Origin of the sequence: Burkholderia diffusa, assembly GCF_902499115.1 — a bacterium.
GTDB classification, from domain to species: Bacteria; Pseudomonadota; Gammaproteobacteria; order Burkholderiales; family Burkholderiaceae; genus Burkholderia; species Burkholderia diffusa.
This window is the reverse complement of the sequence record NZ_CABVPN010000026.1, coordinates 104,093-122,420: the sequence shown is the minus strand read 5'-3', so window position 1 is coordinate 122,420 and position 18,328 is coordinate 104,093. Positions and strand designations below refer to the sequence as shown.

Annotated in this window: 16 protein-coding genes and 1 pseudogene; 13 read left to right on the top strand and 4 right to left on the bottom strand. The window is 65.4% G+C overall.

Going from position 1 to position 18,328, the window contains the following annotated elements; genetic code table 11:
• Positions 1-162, top strand: a pseudogene (gene glyA, locus BTE28158_RS24790) (serine hydroxymethyltransferase); the annotation flags it as partial.
• A gap of 122 nt (positions 163-284) precedes the next feature.
• Here glyA and BTE28158_RS24785 read toward each other — a convergent pair.
• Both BTE28158_RS24785 and BTE28158_RS24780 read right to left on the bottom strand, forming a co-directional pair.
• Complete coding sequence (locus BTE28158_RS24785) at positions 285-1,817, bottom strand: amino acid permease (protein ID WP_151048290.1); 1,533 nt, start codon at positions 1,815-1,817, stop codon at positions 285-287.
• A gap of 567 nt (positions 1,818-2,384) precedes the next feature.
• Entirely contained in the window at positions 2,385-3,869 is a 1,485-nt protein-coding gene (locus BTE28158_RS24780) for an aminotransferase class V-fold PLP-dependent enzyme (RefSeq protein WP_151048289.1), read from the bottom strand.
• 504 nt (positions 3,870-4,373) lie between these two features.
• Here BTE28158_RS24780 and BTE28158_RS24775 point away from each other — a divergent pair.
• The 10 genes from BTE28158_RS24775 (at position 4,374) to BTE28158_RS24730 (ending at position 13,829) form a co-directional block, all read left to right on the top strand.
• Positions 4,374-5,624: an MFS transporter gene (locus BTE28158_RS24775; RefSeq protein WP_151048287.1), complete on the top strand. Its 1,251-nt coding sequence runs from the start codon at positions 4,374-4,376 to the stop codon at positions 5,622-5,624.
• 137 nt (positions 5,625-5,761) lie between these two features.
• Positions 5,762-6,691 (top strand): LysR family transcriptional regulator, encoded by a 930-nt coding sequence (locus tag BTE28158_RS24770; RefSeq protein WP_059601009.1) that lies wholly within the window; start codon positions 5,762-5,764, stop codon positions 6,689-6,691.
• A gap of 114 nt (positions 6,692-6,805) precedes the next feature.
• Positions 6,806-7,300, top strand: coding sequence for a cupin domain-containing protein (locus BTE28158_RS24765; RefSeq protein WP_151048286.1), 495 nt, complete (start codon positions 6,806-6,808; stop codon positions 7,298-7,300).
• A gap of 41 nt (positions 7,301-7,341) precedes the next feature.
• A complete protein-coding gene (locus BTE28158_RS24760; protein ID WP_151048284.1) occupies positions 7,342-8,361 on the top strand; it encodes a hydroxyquinol 1,2-dioxygenase in 1,020 nt (339 codons plus the stop codon).
• A gap of 32 nt (positions 8,362-8,393) precedes the next feature.
• Positions 8,394-9,860, top strand: a complete 1,467-nt coding sequence (locus BTE28158_RS24755; RefSeq protein WP_151048281.1) for an aldehyde dehydrogenase family protein — start codon at positions 8,394-8,396, stop codon at positions 9,858-9,860.
• A 7-nt stretch (positions 9,861-9,867) separates the two neighbouring features.
• The gene (locus tag BTE28158_RS24750; protein ID WP_151048279.1) at positions 9,868-10,935 is read left to right on the top strand and encodes a maleylacetate reductase; all 1,068 of its coding nucleotides are present in this window, start codon (positions 9,868-9,870) and stop codon (positions 10,933-10,935) included.
• A 28-nt stretch (positions 10,936-10,963) separates the two neighbouring features.
• Positions 10,964-11,839 (top strand): intradiol ring-cleavage dioxygenase, encoded by an 876-nt coding sequence (locus BTE28158_RS24745; RefSeq protein WP_151048277.1) that lies wholly within the window; start codon positions 10,964-10,966, stop codon positions 11,837-11,839.
• A 5-nt stretch (positions 11,840-11,844) separates the two neighbouring features.
• On the top strand, positions 11,845-12,156 hold the full coding sequence (locus tag BTE28158_RS24740; RefSeq protein ID WP_059504020.1) for a YciI family protein: 312 nt from the start codon (positions 11,845-11,847) through the stop codon (positions 12,154-12,156).
• Between the two features lie 3 nt (positions 12,157-12,159).
• Positions 12,160-12,495 carry a Rieske (2Fe-2S) protein gene (locus tag BTE28158_RS24735; RefSeq protein WP_151048275.1) on the top strand — a complete coding sequence of 112 codons (336 nt, stop codon included), beginning with the start codon at positions 12,160-12,162 and terminating at the stop codon, positions 12,493-12,495.
• A gap of 245 nt (positions 12,496-12,740) precedes the next feature.
• Positions 12,741-13,829 (top strand): porin, encoded by a 1,089-nt coding sequence (locus BTE28158_RS24730; protein WP_151048273.1) that lies wholly within the window; start codon positions 12,741-12,743, stop codon positions 13,827-13,829.
• Positions 13,830-13,879: 50 nt separating this feature from the next.
• On the opposite strand, the gene BTE28158_RS24725 is transcribed toward BTE28158_RS24730, so the two are convergent.
• On the bottom strand, positions 13,880-14,539 hold the full coding sequence (locus tag BTE28158_RS24725) for a glutathione S-transferase family protein (RefSeq protein WP_151048271.1): 660 nt from the start codon (positions 14,537-14,539) through the stop codon (positions 13,880-13,882).
• A 120-nt stretch (positions 14,540-14,659) separates the two neighbouring features.
• On the opposite strand from BTE28158_RS24725, the gene BTE28158_RS24720 reads away from it, so the two are divergent.
• Both BTE28158_RS24720 and BTE28158_RS24715 read left to right on the top strand, forming a co-directional pair.
• Positions 14,660-15,475, top strand: a complete 816-nt coding sequence (locus BTE28158_RS24720; RefSeq protein ID WP_151048269.1) for an AraC family transcriptional regulator — start codon at positions 14,660-14,662, stop codon at positions 15,473-15,475.
• A 120-nt stretch (positions 15,476-15,595) separates the two neighbouring features.
• Positions 15,596-16,408: a hypothetical protein gene (locus BTE28158_RS24715; RefSeq protein WP_244108026.1), complete on the top strand. Its 813-nt coding sequence runs from the start codon at positions 15,596-15,598 to the stop codon at positions 16,406-16,408.
• A 75-nt stretch (positions 16,409-16,483) separates the two neighbouring features.
• Here the strand turns inward: BTE28158_RS24715 and glmS are convergent, their stop codons facing one another.
• Positions 16,484-18,313, bottom strand: coding sequence for a glutamine--fructose-6-phosphate transaminase (isomerizing) (gene glmS, locus BTE28158_RS24710; protein ID WP_151048267.1), 1,830 nt, complete (start codon positions 18,311-18,313; stop codon positions 16,484-16,486).
• Between the last annotated feature and the right edge of the window lie 15 nt (positions 18,314-18,328).

Genomic DNA, 18,328 nt, shown 5'->3' with positions numbered 1-18,328 from the left:
GGTTCGCCGGCGATGACGACGCGCGGCTTCGGCCCGGCGGAAGCGGAGACGGTCGGCAACCTGATCGCCGACGTGCTGGAAGCGCCGGAAGATGCGGCGACGATCGAGCGCGTTCGTGGCCTGGTCGCGGAGCTGACCAAGCGTTTCCCGGTCTACGGCTAAGACGCGGCAATCGGGTTCGACCGCCAACGCGGTTGAACCTCGTTCGCTGCGACGCGACTAAAAAAAATCCGGCTCGCACACCGCGAGCCGGATTTTTGCGCTGTGCGCGAATCGGTGTCGCGTCACACGCTCGGATCGACATTCGCCTCGAGTTCGCGAATGCGCGCGTCATTGCGCGTGTCCTTGAGCATCGGCGGCCCGGCGAAGGTCGTGCGCACACCGAAGCCGTACCAGATAATCATCAGTACTGCCACGAACGCGACGAGCACGTAAAGCACCTTCTCGTTCGGCGGCTGGATGCCGACGTACGCGAGCACGCAGGCGCCCACCAGCGCGAGCAGCGCGCACGGCTTCGACCAGATGCCCAGCCGGAACGGGCCCATTTCGGTCCACGTGCGCCCTTCGGCGAGCATCCCCGAGCCGATCGGCATCGCATACGAGATGAACAGGAACACGGCACTGCCCGCGCTCAACACCGAGAACGCGTCGCCGTACAGCGTGACGACGATTGCAAGCACCGCGCAGGTCCAGATCGCGGGCCCGGGCGTCCGATGATTGTGATTCACGCTGCGCAGCAGCTTCGACGCCGGCAGCCCGCCGTCGCGCGCGAACGCATACATCATGCGCGAGGTCGACATGATCGCGGCGAGCCCGCACACGTAGTTGATGAAGAACATCGCGAGCTCGAGGCACACGCGCAACGTCTTCGGAATCGGCGCGAGGATGGCTTCGAAGAAGCCGGTGCCCTGCTTCATCGCGGCGGTCAGGTCCGGCATGACCAGCACGAACGCGCACACCATCACGTAGCCGAACGCCGCGGACCAGAACACCGAGCCGATGATGCCGCGCGGCACGTTCTTCGCCGCGTCGTGCGTTTCTTCCGACGTGTGCGCGGATGCGTCGAAGCCCGTGATCGTGTAGGTCACCAGCAGCAGGCCGGACAGGAACGCGAGCGGCATGCTCTGTTTCGGCCAGGCGCTGCCGTCGACGTGCGTGTAATTGGTGAAGGTGACGAGCCGATGCAGGTCGAACGCGACCGGTGAGTAGACCAGGAGCGACACGACCAGCGCGATCGTCACGACGAAGATCAGGTAGCCGGACAGGTCGGTGATCTTGCTCGCGATCCTGATGCCGCGTGCGTTCAGGATCGCCTGCGACAGGGTGATGACCGCGATGAACGCGGTCTGATGCCACCATGTCAGGCTGTCCGGACTGACGCCGAACATCGGTGCGATCAGCGTCTTGAAGAACGGATCGTAGGTGCCGAAGTTGATCGCTGCGATCACGAAGATCAGCCCGATCAGGTTGAGCCATGCCGTCATCCACCCCCATTTCTTCCCGCCGAGGATGGCGCCCCAGTGATAGAGGCCGCCGGCGGTCGGAAACGCGGACGCGATCTGCGACATCGATACCGCCACGATCAGCGCGAACAGCGAGCCGAGCGGCCAGCCGAGGCCGATCGATGCGCCGCCGGCCGCGGAAAACGCCAGTTGAAACGCCGTGATGCCGCCCGACAGAATGCAGATCACCGAAAACGACACGGCGAAGTTCGAGAAGCCGTTCATGCGTCTCGACAGCTCCTGCGCGTATCCCATCTTGTGGAGAAGGCTTACGTCACTGTCGGTGCCCAAGTCAGGCTGGATTTTCGCGTCCATGTTCGCTCCGTCACGAATGTCCTGCATGGCAGGACCGTCATCGCTGCCCGGGCCCGGCACGGCGGCCCGCTCCTGGAATTCGTCGGCGGCACGCGACGTCATGGGTGAATGACGAGTCGCTTTCCGGTCCGATGCGGGAACGTTATGAAGCCAAATCTCGCGGCGCTATCGGATTTCGGCAATGCACCCGAAACTCCGGGCGGATGCACCGTTCGGAGGCATGGCATGCCGGGTTGAAGTTTTGTAAGAAATCCGTACGGATCGCGGATGGTCCGCGCTTGTCGAACCTCGATACCCGGGGAAAAAGTGCCCGCTGGAGTGGCATCAACCCGCGTGGCGAAGCGGGTTGACGGAAGAGGCGTCTTCAGGAGACGGGCAGATGGATGCGGAATGGCGCAGTATCGAATTCATCCCGGTCACCGATTGGTACGGGGCGCCCGCGCGACGCTCCACGATCCTGTTCAGCGTGAACATTCAGGTGACGGTGCTCGTGCCCGCGCGATCGCGCACCGTGCCGTCGGCTTCGTGCGCGAACGCGGGCGATGCCCGGTTACATGCGGGTTGCGCTCAGACCGTTGCGGTCCGCCGCGCCGTCAGGCGATTCCACAGCATCCCGGCGCGGCTCCCGCTTCGGCAATACGCGAGCACCGGCTTCGGCAGCGCATCGACCAGCGCGCCGAACGCATCGACTTCCGCATCGCCGATCTGGTCGCGTTCGACCGGCAGATAGCGCGCGTCGAGGCCGAGTTCGCGCGCGGCGGCGGCGATTTCCTCGAATGCCGGCTGATCGGCGCTTTCGCCGTCCGGCCGGTTGCAGATCACCGCGCGAAAGCCTGCGTTGCAAATCGCCTTCAGGTCCGCCGGCGTGATCTGTCGCGATGCGGTGAACCCGGTCGCCGCCGCGTCACGGCATTGCTCGAGCGCGCGCGCGAAACACGCGATCGCGAAATCGACGTCCTGCTCCGTCGTGAAGCGGCCGAAGCTGATGCGCACGGTGCGGCCCGCGGCTTCGGCGTCGAGGCCGATCGCGGTCAACACGTGGGACGGCGCGCCGCTGGTCGAGTTGCACGCGGAGGTCGACGACACGGCGAGCGAATCGCCGAGCATGAACGGGAAGAAGCCCGGCACGTTGACCGTGAGGCTCAACGTGTGCGGGATGCGGCGTGCCGCCGCCGCGTTGTGCGTGATGCCGCCGAGCGCGAACAGCGCGTCCTTCAGGCGTGCGCTGAGCGTCGCGATCCGAACGGCTTCGCGCTCGAGTTTTTCCGCGGCCAGCTCGCAGGCGGTGCCCATGCCGACGATCTGGTGCGTCGCGAGCGTGCCCGAGCGCAGGCCGCGCTCGTGTCCGCCGCCGTGGATTTGCGGTGCGATGCGGTCGGCGATCTCGCGGCGGACGAACAGCGCGCCGATGCCCTTGGGGCCATACACCTTGTGCGCGGACATCGACAGCAGATCGATGCCGAGCGCGCGCACGTCGATCGGTGTCTTGCCGAGCGCCTGCGCGGCGTCGACGTGCAGCAGCGCGCCGGCCGCATGCACGATGCGCGAGATCGCGCCGACGTCGGTCAGCGTGCCGAGTTCGTTGTTGACGAGCATCAGCGACACCAGGCCCGTGTCGGGGCCGATCGCCGCGGCCACGGCGTCGACGGTGATTTCGCCGTCGGCGGTGGGCGACAGGTAGGTCGCGGTCATGCCGCGCTTCGACAGGTTCGCCATCGTGTCGAGGATGGCCTTGTGTTCGATGCGGCTCGTGATCAGGTGGCGCTTGTCGGTCGCAGTCTCCGCATAGCCTTTCAGCGCGAGGTTGTTCGATTCGGTGGCGCCCGACGTCCAGACGATCTCGTCGGCATCCGCGCCGATCAGCGCGGCGACCTGCGCGCGTGCGTGCTCGACCTTTTCCTTCGCCAGCCGGCCGGCAGCGTGTGAACTCGACGCGGGATTGCCGAAGATGCCGTCGGCGCCCAGGCAGGCCGTCATCGCTTCGATCACGCGGGGATCCGCGGGGGTGGTGGCCGCGTAGTCGAGGTAGTGCAGCGGGGTGGTATCGCTCATGTCCTTCTCTGGCTCTTTCTTTTCGTAACGGGAGAAATGATACGAGGAGGAGCGGGGAAAAAGGATCCAAAATGGGTTTGCGCTTCGCTGATGCGTGGAAAAATATTCCATCGACGTTGATTTAAGTGGAATCGTCTCCTGTTGTCTCCGGGTGGCACCCGGCAACGATCCGCCGATGTCCATGAGGGATTCCCCCGGTGACGCACGCATTCGCGCCGTTTCGTCCGTGCCGCCGGGCGCTCCGCGCTGCCCGCTGACGGCTCCCGCACCGATGCCCCGATTATTTGCGTTTCGCGAATGGCGCGTTCGCCGGATGTTCCATACCCGATCTGCGTGCGCGCACCTATCGTTCGGGCGTCGGCTGATTGAATTCGACGCCTGCAACCGGAAAGGCGGCCGCCACTTCCTCGCGACGCACGTCGCATCGCACACACAAGACAACGGACCTGGCTCATGCACGGACGCCCCCGGCGCGTGCAGGCGGACCGGTCCACGGAGACGGACATGAAAGCAAACGAGTGGGATACCTCCTATGAGTGGAAGGCGGTGACGCTGCTGGCGCTCGGTTTCGGGCTGGTCGGCCTCGACCGCTGGCTCATCGCGCCGCTGTTCCCTTCGATCATGAAGGACCTGCACCTGACCGCGCAGGACGTCGGCAACTGCATCGGCGTGCTCGGCCTGTCGTGGGGCATCTTCGCGGCGCTGATGGGCGGCATTTCCGACAAGATCGGCCGCCGCAAGGTCCTGATCCCGGCGATCATCGCGTTCTCGCTGCTGTCGGGCTTCTCGGGGCTCGCGGGCGGGCTGCTCGGGCTGATCGCGATTCGCGCTCTGATGGGCGTCGCCGAAGGCTCGTTCTGCCCGACCAGTTTCGCGGCCACCGCCGACGCGTCGCATCCGCGGCGGCGCGGCCTGAACCTCGGGCTGCAGCAAAGCGGCTTCGCGCTGTTCGGGCTCGCGCTGTCGCCGATCATCGCGACGCAGCTGCTCAATGTCGTGTCGTGGCGCTGGGTGTTCGCGCTCGTGGCGATTCCCGGGCTGATCCTCGGCGCGATCATGTTCTTCGTGATCCGTGAACCGAAGCGCGCGAGGGAGGTGGTGTCGGAACACGCGCCGGCGTCGCTCGGCCATGTGCTGAAGAGCCGCAACATCCTCGTCGCGATGGGCGCGCTGTGCTGTGCGATGACCGGCGTGTTCGTGCTCGGCGCGCTGCTGCCGCTGTACCTGACGGATTACCTTGGGCTCGGCACGCAGAAGATGGGCCTTGTGGTATCGGCGATCGGCTTCGGCGGCTTTCTCGGGCAGTTCGGGCTGCCGGGCCTGTCCGACCTCGTGGGCCGCCGCCTCGCGAGCATCGTCGGTTTCGCCGGCACGGCGGTGATGCTCTACGTGTTCCGCGGGCTGGGTCCGCAGCCGCTCGTGCTGTTCGCGGTGCTGTTCGTCGCATCGTTCTTCACGCTCGGGCTGGTGTCGCTGCTGTCGGGCCCCGTGGCGACCGAAGCCGCGCCCGTCGGCCTCGTTTCGACGTCGATCGGCGTGGTGGTCGGTTGCGGCGAGATCTTCGGCGGCGGCATCGCACCGGCGCTGGGCGGCTACGTTGCCGCACACTTCGGGATCCAGAACATCCTGTGGCTGCCGATGGGGGCAGTGCTGCTCGGCATCGTGGTCAGCTTGCTGCTGCGGGAAACCGCGCCGGCCGTGCTGCAGCGTCGCGTGGGCTTGCAGCCGGAGCTGTCGGCAGGCAAGCAGCCGTAACGTACCCTCGGTCATGCTCGTGCCAGGCTGTCGGCGGGATTGACACCCGCCAGGTGACAGTGTGACGCGTTCGGCATGACCCAACCGGCCGGCAGGTGCGGTTAGACTGCCGGTTTCGCTTTCGGAAAGGGCGCGGTATGGACCGGTTTCTGAGCATCGAAGCATTCGTCAGGGTTGCGGAGGCGAGCAGTTTTGCGGAAGCGGCGCGACAGCTTGGGGTCACCAGTTCGGTCGTGACGAACCGTATCCAGCAGCTGGAGAAGTTCGTCAACGCGCCGCTGTTCCATCGCAGCACGCGCCACGTGCGCCTGTCCGAAGTCGGCGAGACCTTCTACCGCGAATGCGCCGAGGTGGTCGGGCGCGTCAACGAGCTGACCGACCAGATGCGCGAACTGCGCGCGACGCCGACCGGGCGGCTGCGGATCCAGATGCTGCCCGGTTTCGCGCTCGATCACTTCGGTGTGCCGCTCGCCGAATTCAATCGCCGCTACCCGGGCATTCAGCTCGACATCATCGTCAATGACCGTGTCGTGGACCCTGTCGAAGAAGGGTTCGACATCGCGTTCCAGATCTTCCCGCCGATATCCGAGTCGCTGATCGAGCGGCGCCTGTTCGTGGTGCGACGCCTTTTCTGCGCGTCGCCGGCCTACCTCGAAGCGCATGGTGCGCCACAACATCCACGCGAATTGCTGCAGCACACCACGGCGCTGTATTCCGGCTATCCGTCGCGCAACCGCTGGACCCTGACGCGCGGCGACGAGGTCGTCGAGATGGAGTTGCCCGGCATGATCCGCTCGAACTCCGTGCACCTGCTGCGCGAGTATGCGCTGACGGGCGGCGGTGTCGTCTGCCTGCCCACGCTGGTTGCGAGCGACGCGCTCGTCGCAGGCCGGCTGGTGCCCATCCTCACCGATTTCCAGATCGCGCCGCTGAGCTTTGCCGCCGTTTATCCCGCAACGCAGCGACAGGCGTTGAAGGTGAAGGCGCTGGTCGAATTCCTCGTCGAATACATCGGCGACGAGTCGCCGTGGGACCGTCCACTGCTGGAGCGCGGCTGGGTTCGCTGAACGAAGCGATTATTCGCGAATCGCAAATGCCGTAGTCGCGCTCCGTTGCCTTGTTGAGGGGCGCCCTTGCCCCTAGAGTTGAATCCAACAAGCGGTTCAACTCAGGAGACAGCAATGACCGACGCGGCATTCCACACCGTCTTTGGCTCGCTCGACAGCCATGTCAAGGGCGAGATCGAAATCACCAGCGGCAGCGCAAAACACTACGCCTTCTCGAACGTATTCGAGATCGCATCGAAGTCGGCTCCCTACGAAAAGGTCGTCGCCGGCAAGAACCTCGAATACGTGATCGAAGTGCTGCGGACCGACGGCCAGTCGCCTTGGTTCGCGTGCGCGCACGACGAGTTCGCGATCCAGATGGATGGCGAAGTCCGCATCGAATTCATCAAGCTCGACAACCCGCCGACCACCGGCCGCGGCACCGTGAGCGCCGGCACGCAGCCGGCGGGCCGCGAGATGGGCTACGTCGTCCTGCGCAAGGGGCATCAGGCACTGCTGCCGGCGGGCTGCGCGTATCGCTTCGCCGCCGGCAAGCCGGGCGTCGCGCTCGTGCAGACCGTGCTCGGGGAGCTGTCCGTCGAGAAGTGGGCCGACATCTGCCTGCGCTGATCCATCCGACTGCCCCATTCAAACATTCCAGGAGACACGTTATGGCCACCCTCGAGACCCTCGATCTTTCCGCTGGCTTTGCCGCCGATCTGGTGCAGGCCACGGAAGCCGATGCCGTCACCGGTTACCGCCGCTTCCGGCTCGGCGCGTTCGCGTTCCAGCGCGACGAGTACTTCGTGAAAATCAGCTGGCCTGCGAAAGGCCGCACGCGCACGCATGCAATGCCCGCGGACGCGTTCCTGCGCGCGATGATGCGTGACGTCGCATGGGGTTTCTTCTACGGCTGGGTGAACTTCGATCACGTGTTCGGCACGCGCAATCACTACGGCAAGGTCGACATCTATGCGGGCACGTTCAACGGGATCCTGAAGGAAGCCGGCGTCGACTACACCGAGACGTTCGAAACACCGACGATCATGGCGACCTTCAAGGCCATGCTGCACGACTGGACCAACGAAGGCTTCGATCCGTTCGCCGCACCCGAGGAAACCGGCACGGCATTCGGCCGCAAGCACGGCGAGAACGGCGCGGCGATCGAACGCACGCGCATCGCGACGCGCCGCATGCCGGGCCTCGAAGGCGACTCGCCGCTGCGCGACGATCTGCCGGTCAACCGCGCGTTCCTGGACGTCGGCCAGGACGAGCCTGAAGTGCATGTGAAGCCGGGCTTCGAAGGCGAACTGCACGCGTTCAACCTGTTCAAGTACCTGTCGCGTTCGGACGTGACGTGGAATCCGTCGGTCACGTCCGTGTGCGGGCGCAGCCTGTTCTGCCCGACCACCGAGGAATTCATCCTGCCGGTGTTCCACGGCAACGACCGCGTCGAATGGTTCCTTCAGCTGTCCGACGAAATCGTATGGGACATCGGCGACAAGAACACCGGCGCGCCGCGCGCGCGCATCACGATGCGGGCCGGCGACATCTGCGCGATGCCCGCCGACATCCGCCACCAGGGCTATTCGACGAAGCGCTCGATGCTGCTGGTCTGGGAAAACGCGACGCCGGACCTGCCGCAGCGATACGAGAGCGGCGAGCTGGCGCCGTATCCGATCGAGTTTTAAGCCGCACTTCAGCAAAAAATCGAGGACGATTCATGCAAACCCAACTCTTCATCGACGGCCGCTTCGTTGACGCCGTCGAGCGCGGCACGATCGACGTGCTCAATCCGCACGACGGCTCGCTGATCACGAAGATCGCCGCCGCCACCGCGGTGGACGTGGATCTGGCGGTCGAAGCCGCGACCCGGGCGTTCCCGGCGTGGTCGGCCATGGCGGCGGCCGAGCGCGGCCGGTTGCTGCTGCGCCTCGCCGACGCGATCGAAGCCAACGCCGAGGAACTCGCGCAACTGGAATCGCTGGACACCGGCCACCCGATCCGCGATTCGCGCGCGCTCGACGTGCCGCGCACGGCAGCATGCTTCCGCTACTTCGGCGGCATGGCCGACAAGCTGCAGGGCTCGGTGATTCCCGTCGAAACCGGCTTCCTGAACTATGTGCAGCGCGCGCCGATCGGCGTCGTCGGCCAGATCGTGCCGTGGAATTTCCCGCTGATGTTCACGAGCTGGAAGATGGGGCCGGCGCTGGCGGCAGGCAACACGGTCGTGCTCAAGCCGTCGGAGATCACGCCGCTGTCGACGCTGCGCATCGTCGAACTGATGGCCGAAGTCGGGTTCCCCGCAGGTGTCGTCAATATCGTCCCCGGCTACGGTCATACGGCCGGCCAGCGGCTCGCCGAGCACCCCGGGGTCGGGAAGATCGCGTTCACCGGTTCGACGGCAACGGGCCGCCGGATCGTCGAGGCCTCGCAGGGCAACCTGAAGCGCGTGCAGCTGGAACTCGGCGGCAAGGGCGCGAACATCGTCTTCGACGATGCGAACCTCGATGCCGCCATCAACGGCGCCGCGTGGGCGATCTTCCACAACCAGGGGCAGGCGTGCATCGCGGGTTCGCGTCTCGTGCTGCATGAACGCATCGCCGACGAATTCCTCGAGCGCTTCGTGTCGTTGGCTTCGTCGATCCGCGTCGGCAACCCGCTGGACCCGGACACCGAGATGGGCCCGCTGACGTCGAAGCAGCACCTCGACCGCGTGCTGTCGTTCGTCGACGTCGCGCGCGAGCAGGGCGGCCGCGTGCTCGCGGGCGGCAGTGCGCCGCAGGATGCCGCACTCGCCAACGGCTACTACGTGCGCCCGACCGTCATCGAAGCGAAGCATGCCACCGATCGCGTCGCGCAGGAGGAAGTGTTCGGCCCGTTCGTCACCGTGCTGCGCTTCGGCAGCGACGAGGAAGCGCTGTCGATCGCCAACGCGACCGAATACGGGCTCGGCAGCGGCCTGTGGACCAACGATCTTTCCCGCGCACACAAGATGGCGTCGCAGATCGACGCGGGCATGTGCTGGATCAACTGCTACAAGCGCGTCAATCCGGGCAGCCCGTTCGGCGGTGTCGGCAAGTCGGGCTACGGCCGCGAGATGGGCTTCGAGGCGATGCACGACTACACGGAAGCGCGCTCGGTGTGGGTCAACGTCGACGGCAAGGTGCCGCCGCACTTCAAGCGTTGAGGCCGGGATGGAGCGCTTCGTCTATCAGGGAACGCCGTCCCGCGTCGTGTTCGAATGGGGTGCGCTCGAACGGTTGCCGGACGAGTTGTCCGCGCTCGGCGTGCAGCGGGCGCTGATTCTGTCGACGCCGGAACAGCAGCCGCTCGCAGAACGGGTCAGGGGCGTGCTCGGCGAGCGCGCCGCCGGCGTATGCGCGCAGGCCGTGATGCACGTGCCGGTCGAAGTCGCGCGTGCCGCACGCGAGATGGCCGCCGAACTGGGCGCGGACTGCTGCATCGCGATTGGCGGCGGCTCGACGATCGGGCTCGGCAAGGCGATCGCGCTCGAGTCGTCGCTGCCGATCCTCGCCGTGCCGACGACTTACGCGGGCTCGGAGATGACGCCGATCTTCGGGCTCACGGAAGGCCGGCTGAAGCGCACCGGGCGCGATCCGCGCGTGCTGCCGCGGACGGTGCTCTATGACCCGTCCCTGACGCTGTCGCTGCCGCCGGGGATTTCGGCGGCGTCGGGCGTCAATGCGATGGCGCACGCGGTCGAAGCGCTCTACGCGGAAGATGCGAACCCGGTGATCAGCCTGATGGCCGAGGAGTCGATCCGTGCGCTCGGCGAGGCACTGCCCGCGATCGTTCGCGCGCCCGACGACCGCGAGATGCGCAGCCGCGCGTTGTATGGCGCATGGCTCGCCGGCACGTGTCTCGGCGCGGTCGGCATGGCGTTGCACCACAAGCTGTGTCATACGCTCGGCGGCACCTTCAACCTGCCGCATGCGCAGACGCACGCCGCGATGTTGCCGCATACCGCCCACTACAACCATGCCGCGGCGCCCGACGCGCTGCGCCGTGTCGCGCGGGCGCTGGGCGGCACCGACGCGGCCGACGCCGGCCCGCTGTTGTTCCGGTTGAATCGGCAACTGGGCCAGTCGGCGGCGCTTGCCGACATCGGGATGCCGGAAGCGGGCCTCGACGAAGCCGCCGACCTCGCCTGCCGGAATCCGTATGCGAACCCGCGGCCGATCGAACGTGCGCCGATTCGCGAATTGCTTCAGCATGCGTGGGAAGGGCGCGAGCCGCATTGAGCGGCCGGCTGCATCACAGGAGACGAACGTGACGAATGAGCATCATGATGACGGCGATACGCGGCTGACCGAGCAGGTCGTCGCCAGCTTCGACGGTACGTCGAACCCGCGCTTGCGCGTGCTGATGCAGAGCCTCGTGCGGCATCTGCATGCGTTCGTGCGCGAGACGCAGCTGACCGAGGCCGAGTGGATGGCAGCGATTCGCTTCCTGACCGAAACCGGGCAGATGTGCGACGACGTCGTGCGCCAGGAATTCATCCTGCTGTCGGACACGCTGGGCGTGTCGATGCTGGTCGATGCGATCAATCATCGCTTCGCCACCGGCGCGACGGAAACGACCGTATTCGGCCCGTTCTACATAGAAGGCATGCCCGAGCGCGCGTATGGCGAGAACATGGCGTTCACGCCCGGCACGCCCGTCGTCGTGCATGGCCGCGTGCTCGACACCGACGGCGCGCCGGTGCGCGACGCCGTGCTCGACGTGTGGCAGACCGCGGAGAACGGCATGTATTCCGGGCAGGACAAGGCGCAGCCGCACGGCAATCTGCGCGGCCGCTACCGGACCGATGCAGAAGGCCGTTATGCGATCACGACGATTCTGCCGGTCAGCTACCCGATTCCGACCGACGGCCCGGTCGGGAAGATGCTCGATGCCACCGGCCGTCATCCGTGGCGGCCCGCGCATCTGCACTTCATGATCGACGCGCCCGGCTACCGCAAGCTCGTCACGCATCTGTTCGACGAGGAGGACGCGTATCTGAACTCGGATGCCGTCTTCGGCGTGAAGCCGTCGCTGATGGTTGCCTATCGTCCGCGTGCGGCGGGCGATGAACTCGCGCGCCGGGTCGGATTGAGCGGCGCATACCGCGAAGCGACGTACGACTTCGTGCTCGACCGGAACTGACCAACATGGCGCGATTCTTTGCAGTGTTTGCGACGGACCAGCCCGGGATGCGCGAAGTGCGCGACCGCGTGCGGTCCACGCATCGGACCTATCTTCGCGCCGCCGCGCAGCACGGCGTGTATGTGCGGCTCGGCGGGCCGACGCTCGATCCGCAGGGCGATGCGATGAACGGCACGCTGCTCGTCGTCGAGGCGGACGACATCGATGCGGTGATGCAGTTCGTCGGCAACGATCCGTACGTGAAAGAAGGGCTGTTCTCGCGGGTGGAGGTTCGACCGTGGGACTGGAGCCTTGGCAATCCCGAGCGGAGAGCGTGAGTCATGGGTGACGCGCAACTCTGCCGCTTCTCCGATGTGCCGGATGGCGGGGCATGGGTCGTCGACGAAGCGTGCATCGGGCGTCCTGTCATCGTCGTGCGGCGTGGAGAACAGGTGTGGGCTTACGTGAATCGTTGCCCGCATTTCTCGGTTCCGCTCGACTTCGTGCCGGGCAACGTTTCCTGTTACCGATCCCAGGTGCTGATGTGTGCGCATCACAGCGCGCTTTTCAGGTTCGACGATGGCGTGTGCATCGACGGACCGTGTTCGGGTGCCGGGCTGGAAGCCGTGGCTGTCGAGGTGGATTCGGCGGCGTGGGTGATTTGTCGGAGCGCTTGATTCGGAAGGTCGGATTGCCCAGCGGAAATCGGGCCGTGCGGTAATCGAATCACGCGGGATGAAATGGAGAATGAGCGGGACTTCATTCGTTCAATTCAATCAGTAAAGCTAATCGAATACCAGTTTTCCGACCTGGATGAATGCGAAGCCGGGCCGGGGAAGTCGTTGTTTCACGAAGCATCGGGCGAGTACCCGCGAGACAGTGGGCGACCGGTTCGCATTGACAGAAAAAAGACGGAGACACAATGAAACTGAGGTTTGGAGCAGTCGCGATGCTTGTCATCGCGCAGGGTGCATACGCGCAGAGCAGCGTGACCATGTTCGGTCTGATCGACAGCGGCATCTCGTATGTCAGCAACGAGGCTGGTGGAAAGAACGTCAAGTTCGACGACGGCATCTTCACGCCGAACCTGTTCGGCTTGCGCGGCACGGAAGATCTCGGTGGCGGATATCACGCAACGTTCGCGCTCGTGAACCAGTTCTCGATGGCGAACGGCAGCATCGTCGGGACCGGACTCTTCGGGCGCAACGCATACGTGGGCATCGAGAGCGACCGGTTCGGCGGCGTCAGGCTGGGTAATCAGTACGACTTCATGGTGGATTCCCTGTTTGCGAAGGGGAACGCGATCTCGATGGATCTTACGGGGCTGTACGGGTTCAGGAATGGCCCGTTCCAGCGTCTCGCGCTGCCGGGCAATCCGACCGGCGCATTCGACTGGGACCGCACGGCGGGCAGCAAGCCGGTCGCGAATTCGGTCAAATACAGCTCGCCGACGATTGCCGGGTTTTCCGGGGGCGTGATGTATGCGTTCGGCGGTGTGGCCGGTTCCGTCGGCGCGGACAATACCGTGAGTGCCGGGCTGAACTACGAAGCCGGGGCGTTCGGTGTCGGTGCGGCCTATACGAACGAGAAGTATGGTCCGGCGCCCGGCACACCGTCGACCAGTGTGCGCAACTGGGGCGTCGGGATGCACTATGACTTCGGCGCGGTCACCGCGAAGGCGCTGCTGACCACCGTACGCAATTCGTTCAACGACGCAGGCGTGTGGATGGCCGAAGCGGGTGGGGTGTGGCGCATCCGGCCGGATGTCTTTCTCGGCGCGAAGTACATGTACATGAAGGGCAACGAAGCTGTGAACGACAACCACGCGCATCAGGTCAGCGTCGCGTTTCAATACCTGTTGACGAAACGGACGATGGTTTACGTGTCCGCGGATTATCAGCGCGCGAACAGCGGGGCGAACGCGCAGATCAACGGCGTGCTCGATCCGAACGGGGCGTCGAGTTCAGCGAGTCAGGCCGTGGCGCGCGTCGGGGTGCATACGATGTTTTGACGGGTTGCGGGGCGGAACATGCATCGAGGTCCGCCCCCCCCCGCACCGGACTATCTCGCAGCGGACGCTGCCTCCTTGGCCTTGTCCTGCTCCGCCGCGAGTGCCGCATCTGCCGCCTGCGCGCGCTGGATGGCCGGGCGAGCCAGCACGCGATCGATATAGGCGCGCATGCGCGGCGTCTCGGGCACCAGCTTGAACATCGTGGTCCAGTTCAGCGCAGAGCCCCACAGCACATCTGCCGCCGTGAAGCGCTCGCCCAGCAGCCAGGGCCCCTGTGCCAGTTGCGCATCGATCGCGTTGATGACGGCATCGAAGTCGCCGTAGGGTGACGTCGAGTAAGCCGCGGGCGGACGATTCATCGAGCGGTCGACGATGGCCGGCTCGAAGCACGAGCCATAGAACATCATCCAGCGCAGGTACGGGCCGCGCAGTGAATCGCCCGGCGCCGGCGACAAGCCGGCTTCCGGATACAGTTCCGCCGCGTACATGTAGACGGCGGCCTGCTCGGTCACGATCACGTCGCCGTGACGCAGTGCGGGCACCTTGCCCATCGGGTTGATGCGGAGGTATTCGGCGTCGTGATGTTTGCCTGCGGAGAGGTCGAACGCGTGCAGTTCGTAGTCGGCGCTCAGTTCCTCGAGCAGCATCCGCGCGCCGGCCGATCGGCTGCGCGGCGAGTGGTACAGGGTCAGGTGACGGTCTTGCGGCATCGCGGGCTCCGGTGTGCGTTCGGGACAAGTATTCCAATGTAGGACGGCCGTGCGGCTTCGTCTTGGAAAAATCCGCTGTGGCGGTGCATCATCACGCCGTCACCTCAACGGTTCGTCACCATGGCCGACTTGCGTAACGTGACCGAGACGCCCAAAGGCGTCGTCGGCCCGAAAGCCTTCAATCAGCGCTTCCGGCTGAATCGCTATTACCCGTGTGCCGAACTGGCCGGGGTGCTGGATCACCACTGGATCGTCGAATGGGATCTGCGCGACCAGCCGCCGTATGTGCAGCGCACGCTGCCGTATCCATGCGTCAACCTGGTGTTCGACCGGCGGCAGACGGGGATCTTCGGTGTGGTGTCGGGGGCGTTCGAGACGACGCTGGCCGGCGCCGGGAGGGTGATGGGCTCGAGGTTTCGGCCGGGGGCGTTCCGGGCGTTCTTCGGCAAGCCTGTGCATTTGTCCACAGACAAGGTGCTGCCCGTGTCGACGCTGCTCGATTGTGGCGATGCGCAAGCCGAAGACGCCGTGCTCGGTGCCGAGGCGGATGCCGGGATGGTGGCCGCCGCGGAGGCGTTGCTGTTGCGGGTGCTGCCGCCGGCCGATCCTCAGGTCGAGCGCATTCATTCCATCTTGCAGATGCTGCAGCAGGACCTCGGGCTCACGCAGGTGCGCGATCTGGCCGAGCGCGCGGGGTTGAGCGAGCGCACGCTGCAGCAACTGTTTTCCGACTATGTGGGCGTGTCGCCGAAGTGGGTGATTTGTCGTTATCGCCTGCATGAGGCCGCGGACAAACTCGCCGGCGGCGAGCCGGTCGATCTCGCGGAACTGGCTCAGGCGTTGGGGTATTTCGACCAGGCGCATTTCACGCGCGATTTTCGGAAAATGGTGGGGAAGGCGCCGGCGGAGTATCGGCGGGGGGATGGGCGGGGATGAGGGGCAGGCTATTGATCGGCGACCGTACCATGGGTAACTTCAAACGGTGGGTGCGTTGCCGGTCAATCCACCCTATAGTGCTCGTCGTTGACCGATCTGCGAGAAAATCAGGAGTTCGCCGTGCTTCACATCAAATCCGAGTTGCGTCGTTCGAACTTCGCGTGGGTCGTCGCCTTGGCGATGATGCTGGCGCCAGTGGCGGCGCATGCGGAGGCGGAGGCTGTCGACGGCACGGCGCGCATCGCGCCCGTTGCCGATCACGAGACCTCGCCCAGCCGGCCGATTGTCGGCGACGATCCGGTTGCAATCCGGGATGCGCTGAAGAAGCAGCACGTCAGCGCTGCCACGCCGTCCTTGAGTGCACGGGTTCGCGGCCTGGTCTCCAGCGCCACCGATCGGCATGGCCCGAACCCCGACCTTGCAGCCGTCGATCTCGATCGTGACGTGACGTTCGTGGTGCCGGTGCGGTACGGACTGAGGTACCGGTCGCAGCAGCACCTGCTGACGCTGGACGTCGACCTGTTCGACGCGGAGCGCGACGACCGGACGAGCATCCTGCTCAGAAAGGTCACGACGGGGCCGCGAGGACGAGGGCTCGTGATTGCACCCGAAGCGAAGGCAAAAGGGTACATCCAGCAGGTCGACATCATCGAACTCGAGTCCGGGCAAGGGAAAAAGACCACGGTTCGCAGCCGCATGCGGCTTTCGCCCGCCGTGTACGCCCAAGCGCATGGCGACTTCGCGCTCGTTTTTTCCGGGCGCTTGGTTCGGCCTTACCTGACCGAACAAGTCGAACACGCCGAACCGAGCATCGAGGAGCCCACCGACATTACGACCCGGATCTCCACGTTGCACATGGATCTCCAGTCCATCCGGCTGGTGAGCCCGTCGAGCGGTGTCGTGCTGTCGAAGAAGCTGAGTTTGTCGAAGTAGCGATTTTCTTGTGCGAGGCGATGATTCTGATTGGGCGCCGGCGTGGCCGTGGCGGAAAAAACCGCACGGCCACCCTCACTCCACCGTCACCGACTTGGCAAGATTCCTCGGCTTATCGATATCCGTCCCCCGCGCCAACGCCGCGTGATAAGCCAGCAACTGCATCGGCACCGTATGCAGGATTGGCGAAAGCGGCCCGTAGTACTCGTTAAGCCGAATCACCTCGATCCCCTCACTCGGCACCAACCCGCAGTCCACATCCGCGAACACGAAAAGCCTGCCGTTGCGCGCGCTGACCTCGTGCATGTTCGACCTGAGCTTTTCCAGGAGCACGTCATTCGGCGCCACGGCAATGACGGGCATTTCGTTACTGACCAAAGCCAGCGGCCCATGCTTCAACTCCCCTGCGGGATAAGCCTCCGCGTGGATATACGAAATCTCCTTCATCTTCAGCGCGCCTTCGAGCGCGATCGGATAATGCATCCCGCGTCCGAGAAATAGCATGTTGTCGCGTCGCGCGAGCAGCTCCGACCAGCCCATGATCTGCGGCTCCAGCGCAAGCACCTTCGACATCGCATCGGGCAGATGCCGCAGCGCACGCAGATGCGCCTTCTCGTCGTCATCGCTCAACCGCCCGCGCACCTGTGCCAGTGACAAAGTCAGCAAGAACAGCGCCACGAGCTGCGTCGTAAAAGCCTTTGTCGAAGCCACCCCGATCTCGATCCCCGCACGCGTGACGAACTGCAGCACGCATTCGCGCATCAGCGCACTCGTCGCGACGTTGCAGATCGCGAGCGTATGCGTCATCCCGCGCTGCTTCGCGACATGCACGGCGCCGAGCACGTCGGCCGTTTCGCCGCTCTGCGACACCGCGACGACCAGCGTGCGCGGATTCGGTACGCTGTCGCGATAGCGAAACTCGCTCGCGATCTCGACGCTCGCCGGCAGCTTCGCGATGCTCTCGATCCAGTATTTCGCGGTCAGCGCCGCGTGATAACTGCCGCCGCACGCGAGCAGCAACACCGAGTCGATGTCGTTGAACACGCGCCACGCCCCGTCGCCGAACAGCTCGGGCATGATCGACCCGACATCGAGCAACGTATCGGCCACCGCCTGCGGCTGCTCGAAGATTTCCTTCTGCATGTAGTAGCGATACGAGCCGAGGTCCGCCGCGCCGCTGTGCGCGGCCACCCGCTGCACCGCGCGCTCGACGCGCTGGCCGGCCGCGTCGACGATCCAGTAGCGATGCAGCTGAATATCGGCGACGTCGCCATTCTCGAGGTAAGCGATACGATCGGTGATGCCCGACAACGCGATCGCATCCGACGCCAGGAAATTCTCGCCGTCGCCGACACCGACGACGAGCGGCATCCCGTCGCGCGCACCGACGATCCGGTGCGGTTCGTCGCGGCACATCACCGCGATCGCATAGCTGCCGCGCAGCCGCGCGACCGCGCGGCGCACCGCGTCGAACAGGTCGCCGTCGTACAGGTGGTCGATCAGGTGCGCGATCGCTTCGCTGTCGGTCTGGCTCGCGAACACGTAACCGTGCGTCTGCAATTCCGCGCGCAGTTGATCGCAGTTCTCGATGATGCCGTTGTGCGACAGCGCGATGCGCGCGTTGTCGTCGCTCGGCGAGAAGTGCGGATGCGCGTTGAGCGTGACGGGCGCGCCATGCGTTGCCCAGCGCGTATGCGCGATGCCGGTGTAGCCGGACAGCGCGTGCGCGGCGATCTCGCGCTGCAGGTTGGCGACGCGGTCGACGCTGCGCGCCCGTGCCAGCGCACGGTCGCGATAGACCACGACGCCGCACGAGTCGTAGCCGCGGTATTCGAGCCGCTTCAGCCCGTCGACGAGGTTCGGCAGGATGTCCCGCTGGGCCACCGCCCCGACAATTCCACACATATCGCGCTCCGTAAA

Excerpts from the sequence above, each read along its gene's own strand:
- BTE28158_RS24775 (WP_151048287.1), top strand. The coding sequence starts at position 4,374 with ATGAAAGCAAACGAGTGGGATACCTCCTATGAGTGGAAGGCGGTGACG.
- BTE28158_RS24735 (WP_151048275.1), top strand. The coding sequence starts at position 12,160 with ATGGGTGACGCGCAACTCTGCCGCTTCTCCGATGTGCCGGATGGCGGG.
- BTE28158_RS24760 (WP_151048284.1), top strand. The coding sequence starts at position 7,342 with ATGGCCACCCTCGAGACCCTCGATCTTTCCGCTGGCTTTGCCGCCGAT.
- glmS (WP_151048267.1), bottom strand. The coding sequence starts at position 18,313 with ATGTGTGGAATTGTCGGGGCGGTGGCCCAGCGGGACATCCTGCCGAAC.
- BTE28158_RS24750 (WP_151048279.1), top strand. The coding sequence starts at position 9,868 with ATGGAGCGCTTCGTCTATCAGGGAACGCCGTCCCGCGTCGTGTTCGAA.
- BTE28158_RS24765 (WP_151048286.1), top strand. The coding sequence starts at position 6,806 with ATGACCGACGCGGCATTCCACACCGTCTTTGGCTCGCTCGACAGCCAT.
- BTE28158_RS24770 (WP_059601009.1), top strand. The coding sequence starts at position 5,762 with ATGGACCGGTTTCTGAGCATCGAAGCATTCGTCAGGGTTGCGGAGGCG.
- BTE28158_RS24720 (WP_151048269.1), top strand. The coding sequence starts at position 14,660 with ATGGCCGACTTGCGTAACGTGACCGAGACGCCCAAAGGCGTCGTCGGC.
- BTE28158_RS24785 (WP_151048290.1), bottom strand. The coding sequence starts at position 1,817 with ATGGACGCGAAAATCCAGCCTGACTTGGGCACCGACAGTGACGTAAGC.
- BTE28158_RS24730 (WP_151048273.1), top strand. The coding sequence starts at position 12,741 with ATGAAACTGAGGTTTGGAGCAGTCGCGATGCTTGTCATCGCGCAGGGT.
- BTE28158_RS24755 (WP_151048281.1), top strand. The coding sequence starts at position 8,394 with ATGCAAACCCAACTCTTCATCGACGGCCGCTTCGTTGACGCCGTCGAG.
- BTE28158_RS24780 (WP_151048289.1), bottom strand. The coding sequence starts at position 3,869 with ATGAGCGATACCACCCCGCTGCACTACCTCGACTACGCGGCCACCACC.
- BTE28158_RS24725 (WP_151048271.1), bottom strand. The coding sequence starts at position 14,539 with ATGCCGCAAGACCGTCACCTGACCCTGTACCACTCGCCGCGCAGCCGA.
- BTE28158_RS24740 (WP_059504020.1), top strand. The coding sequence starts at position 11,845 with ATGGCGCGATTCTTTGCAGTGTTTGCGACGGACCAGCCCGGGATGCGC.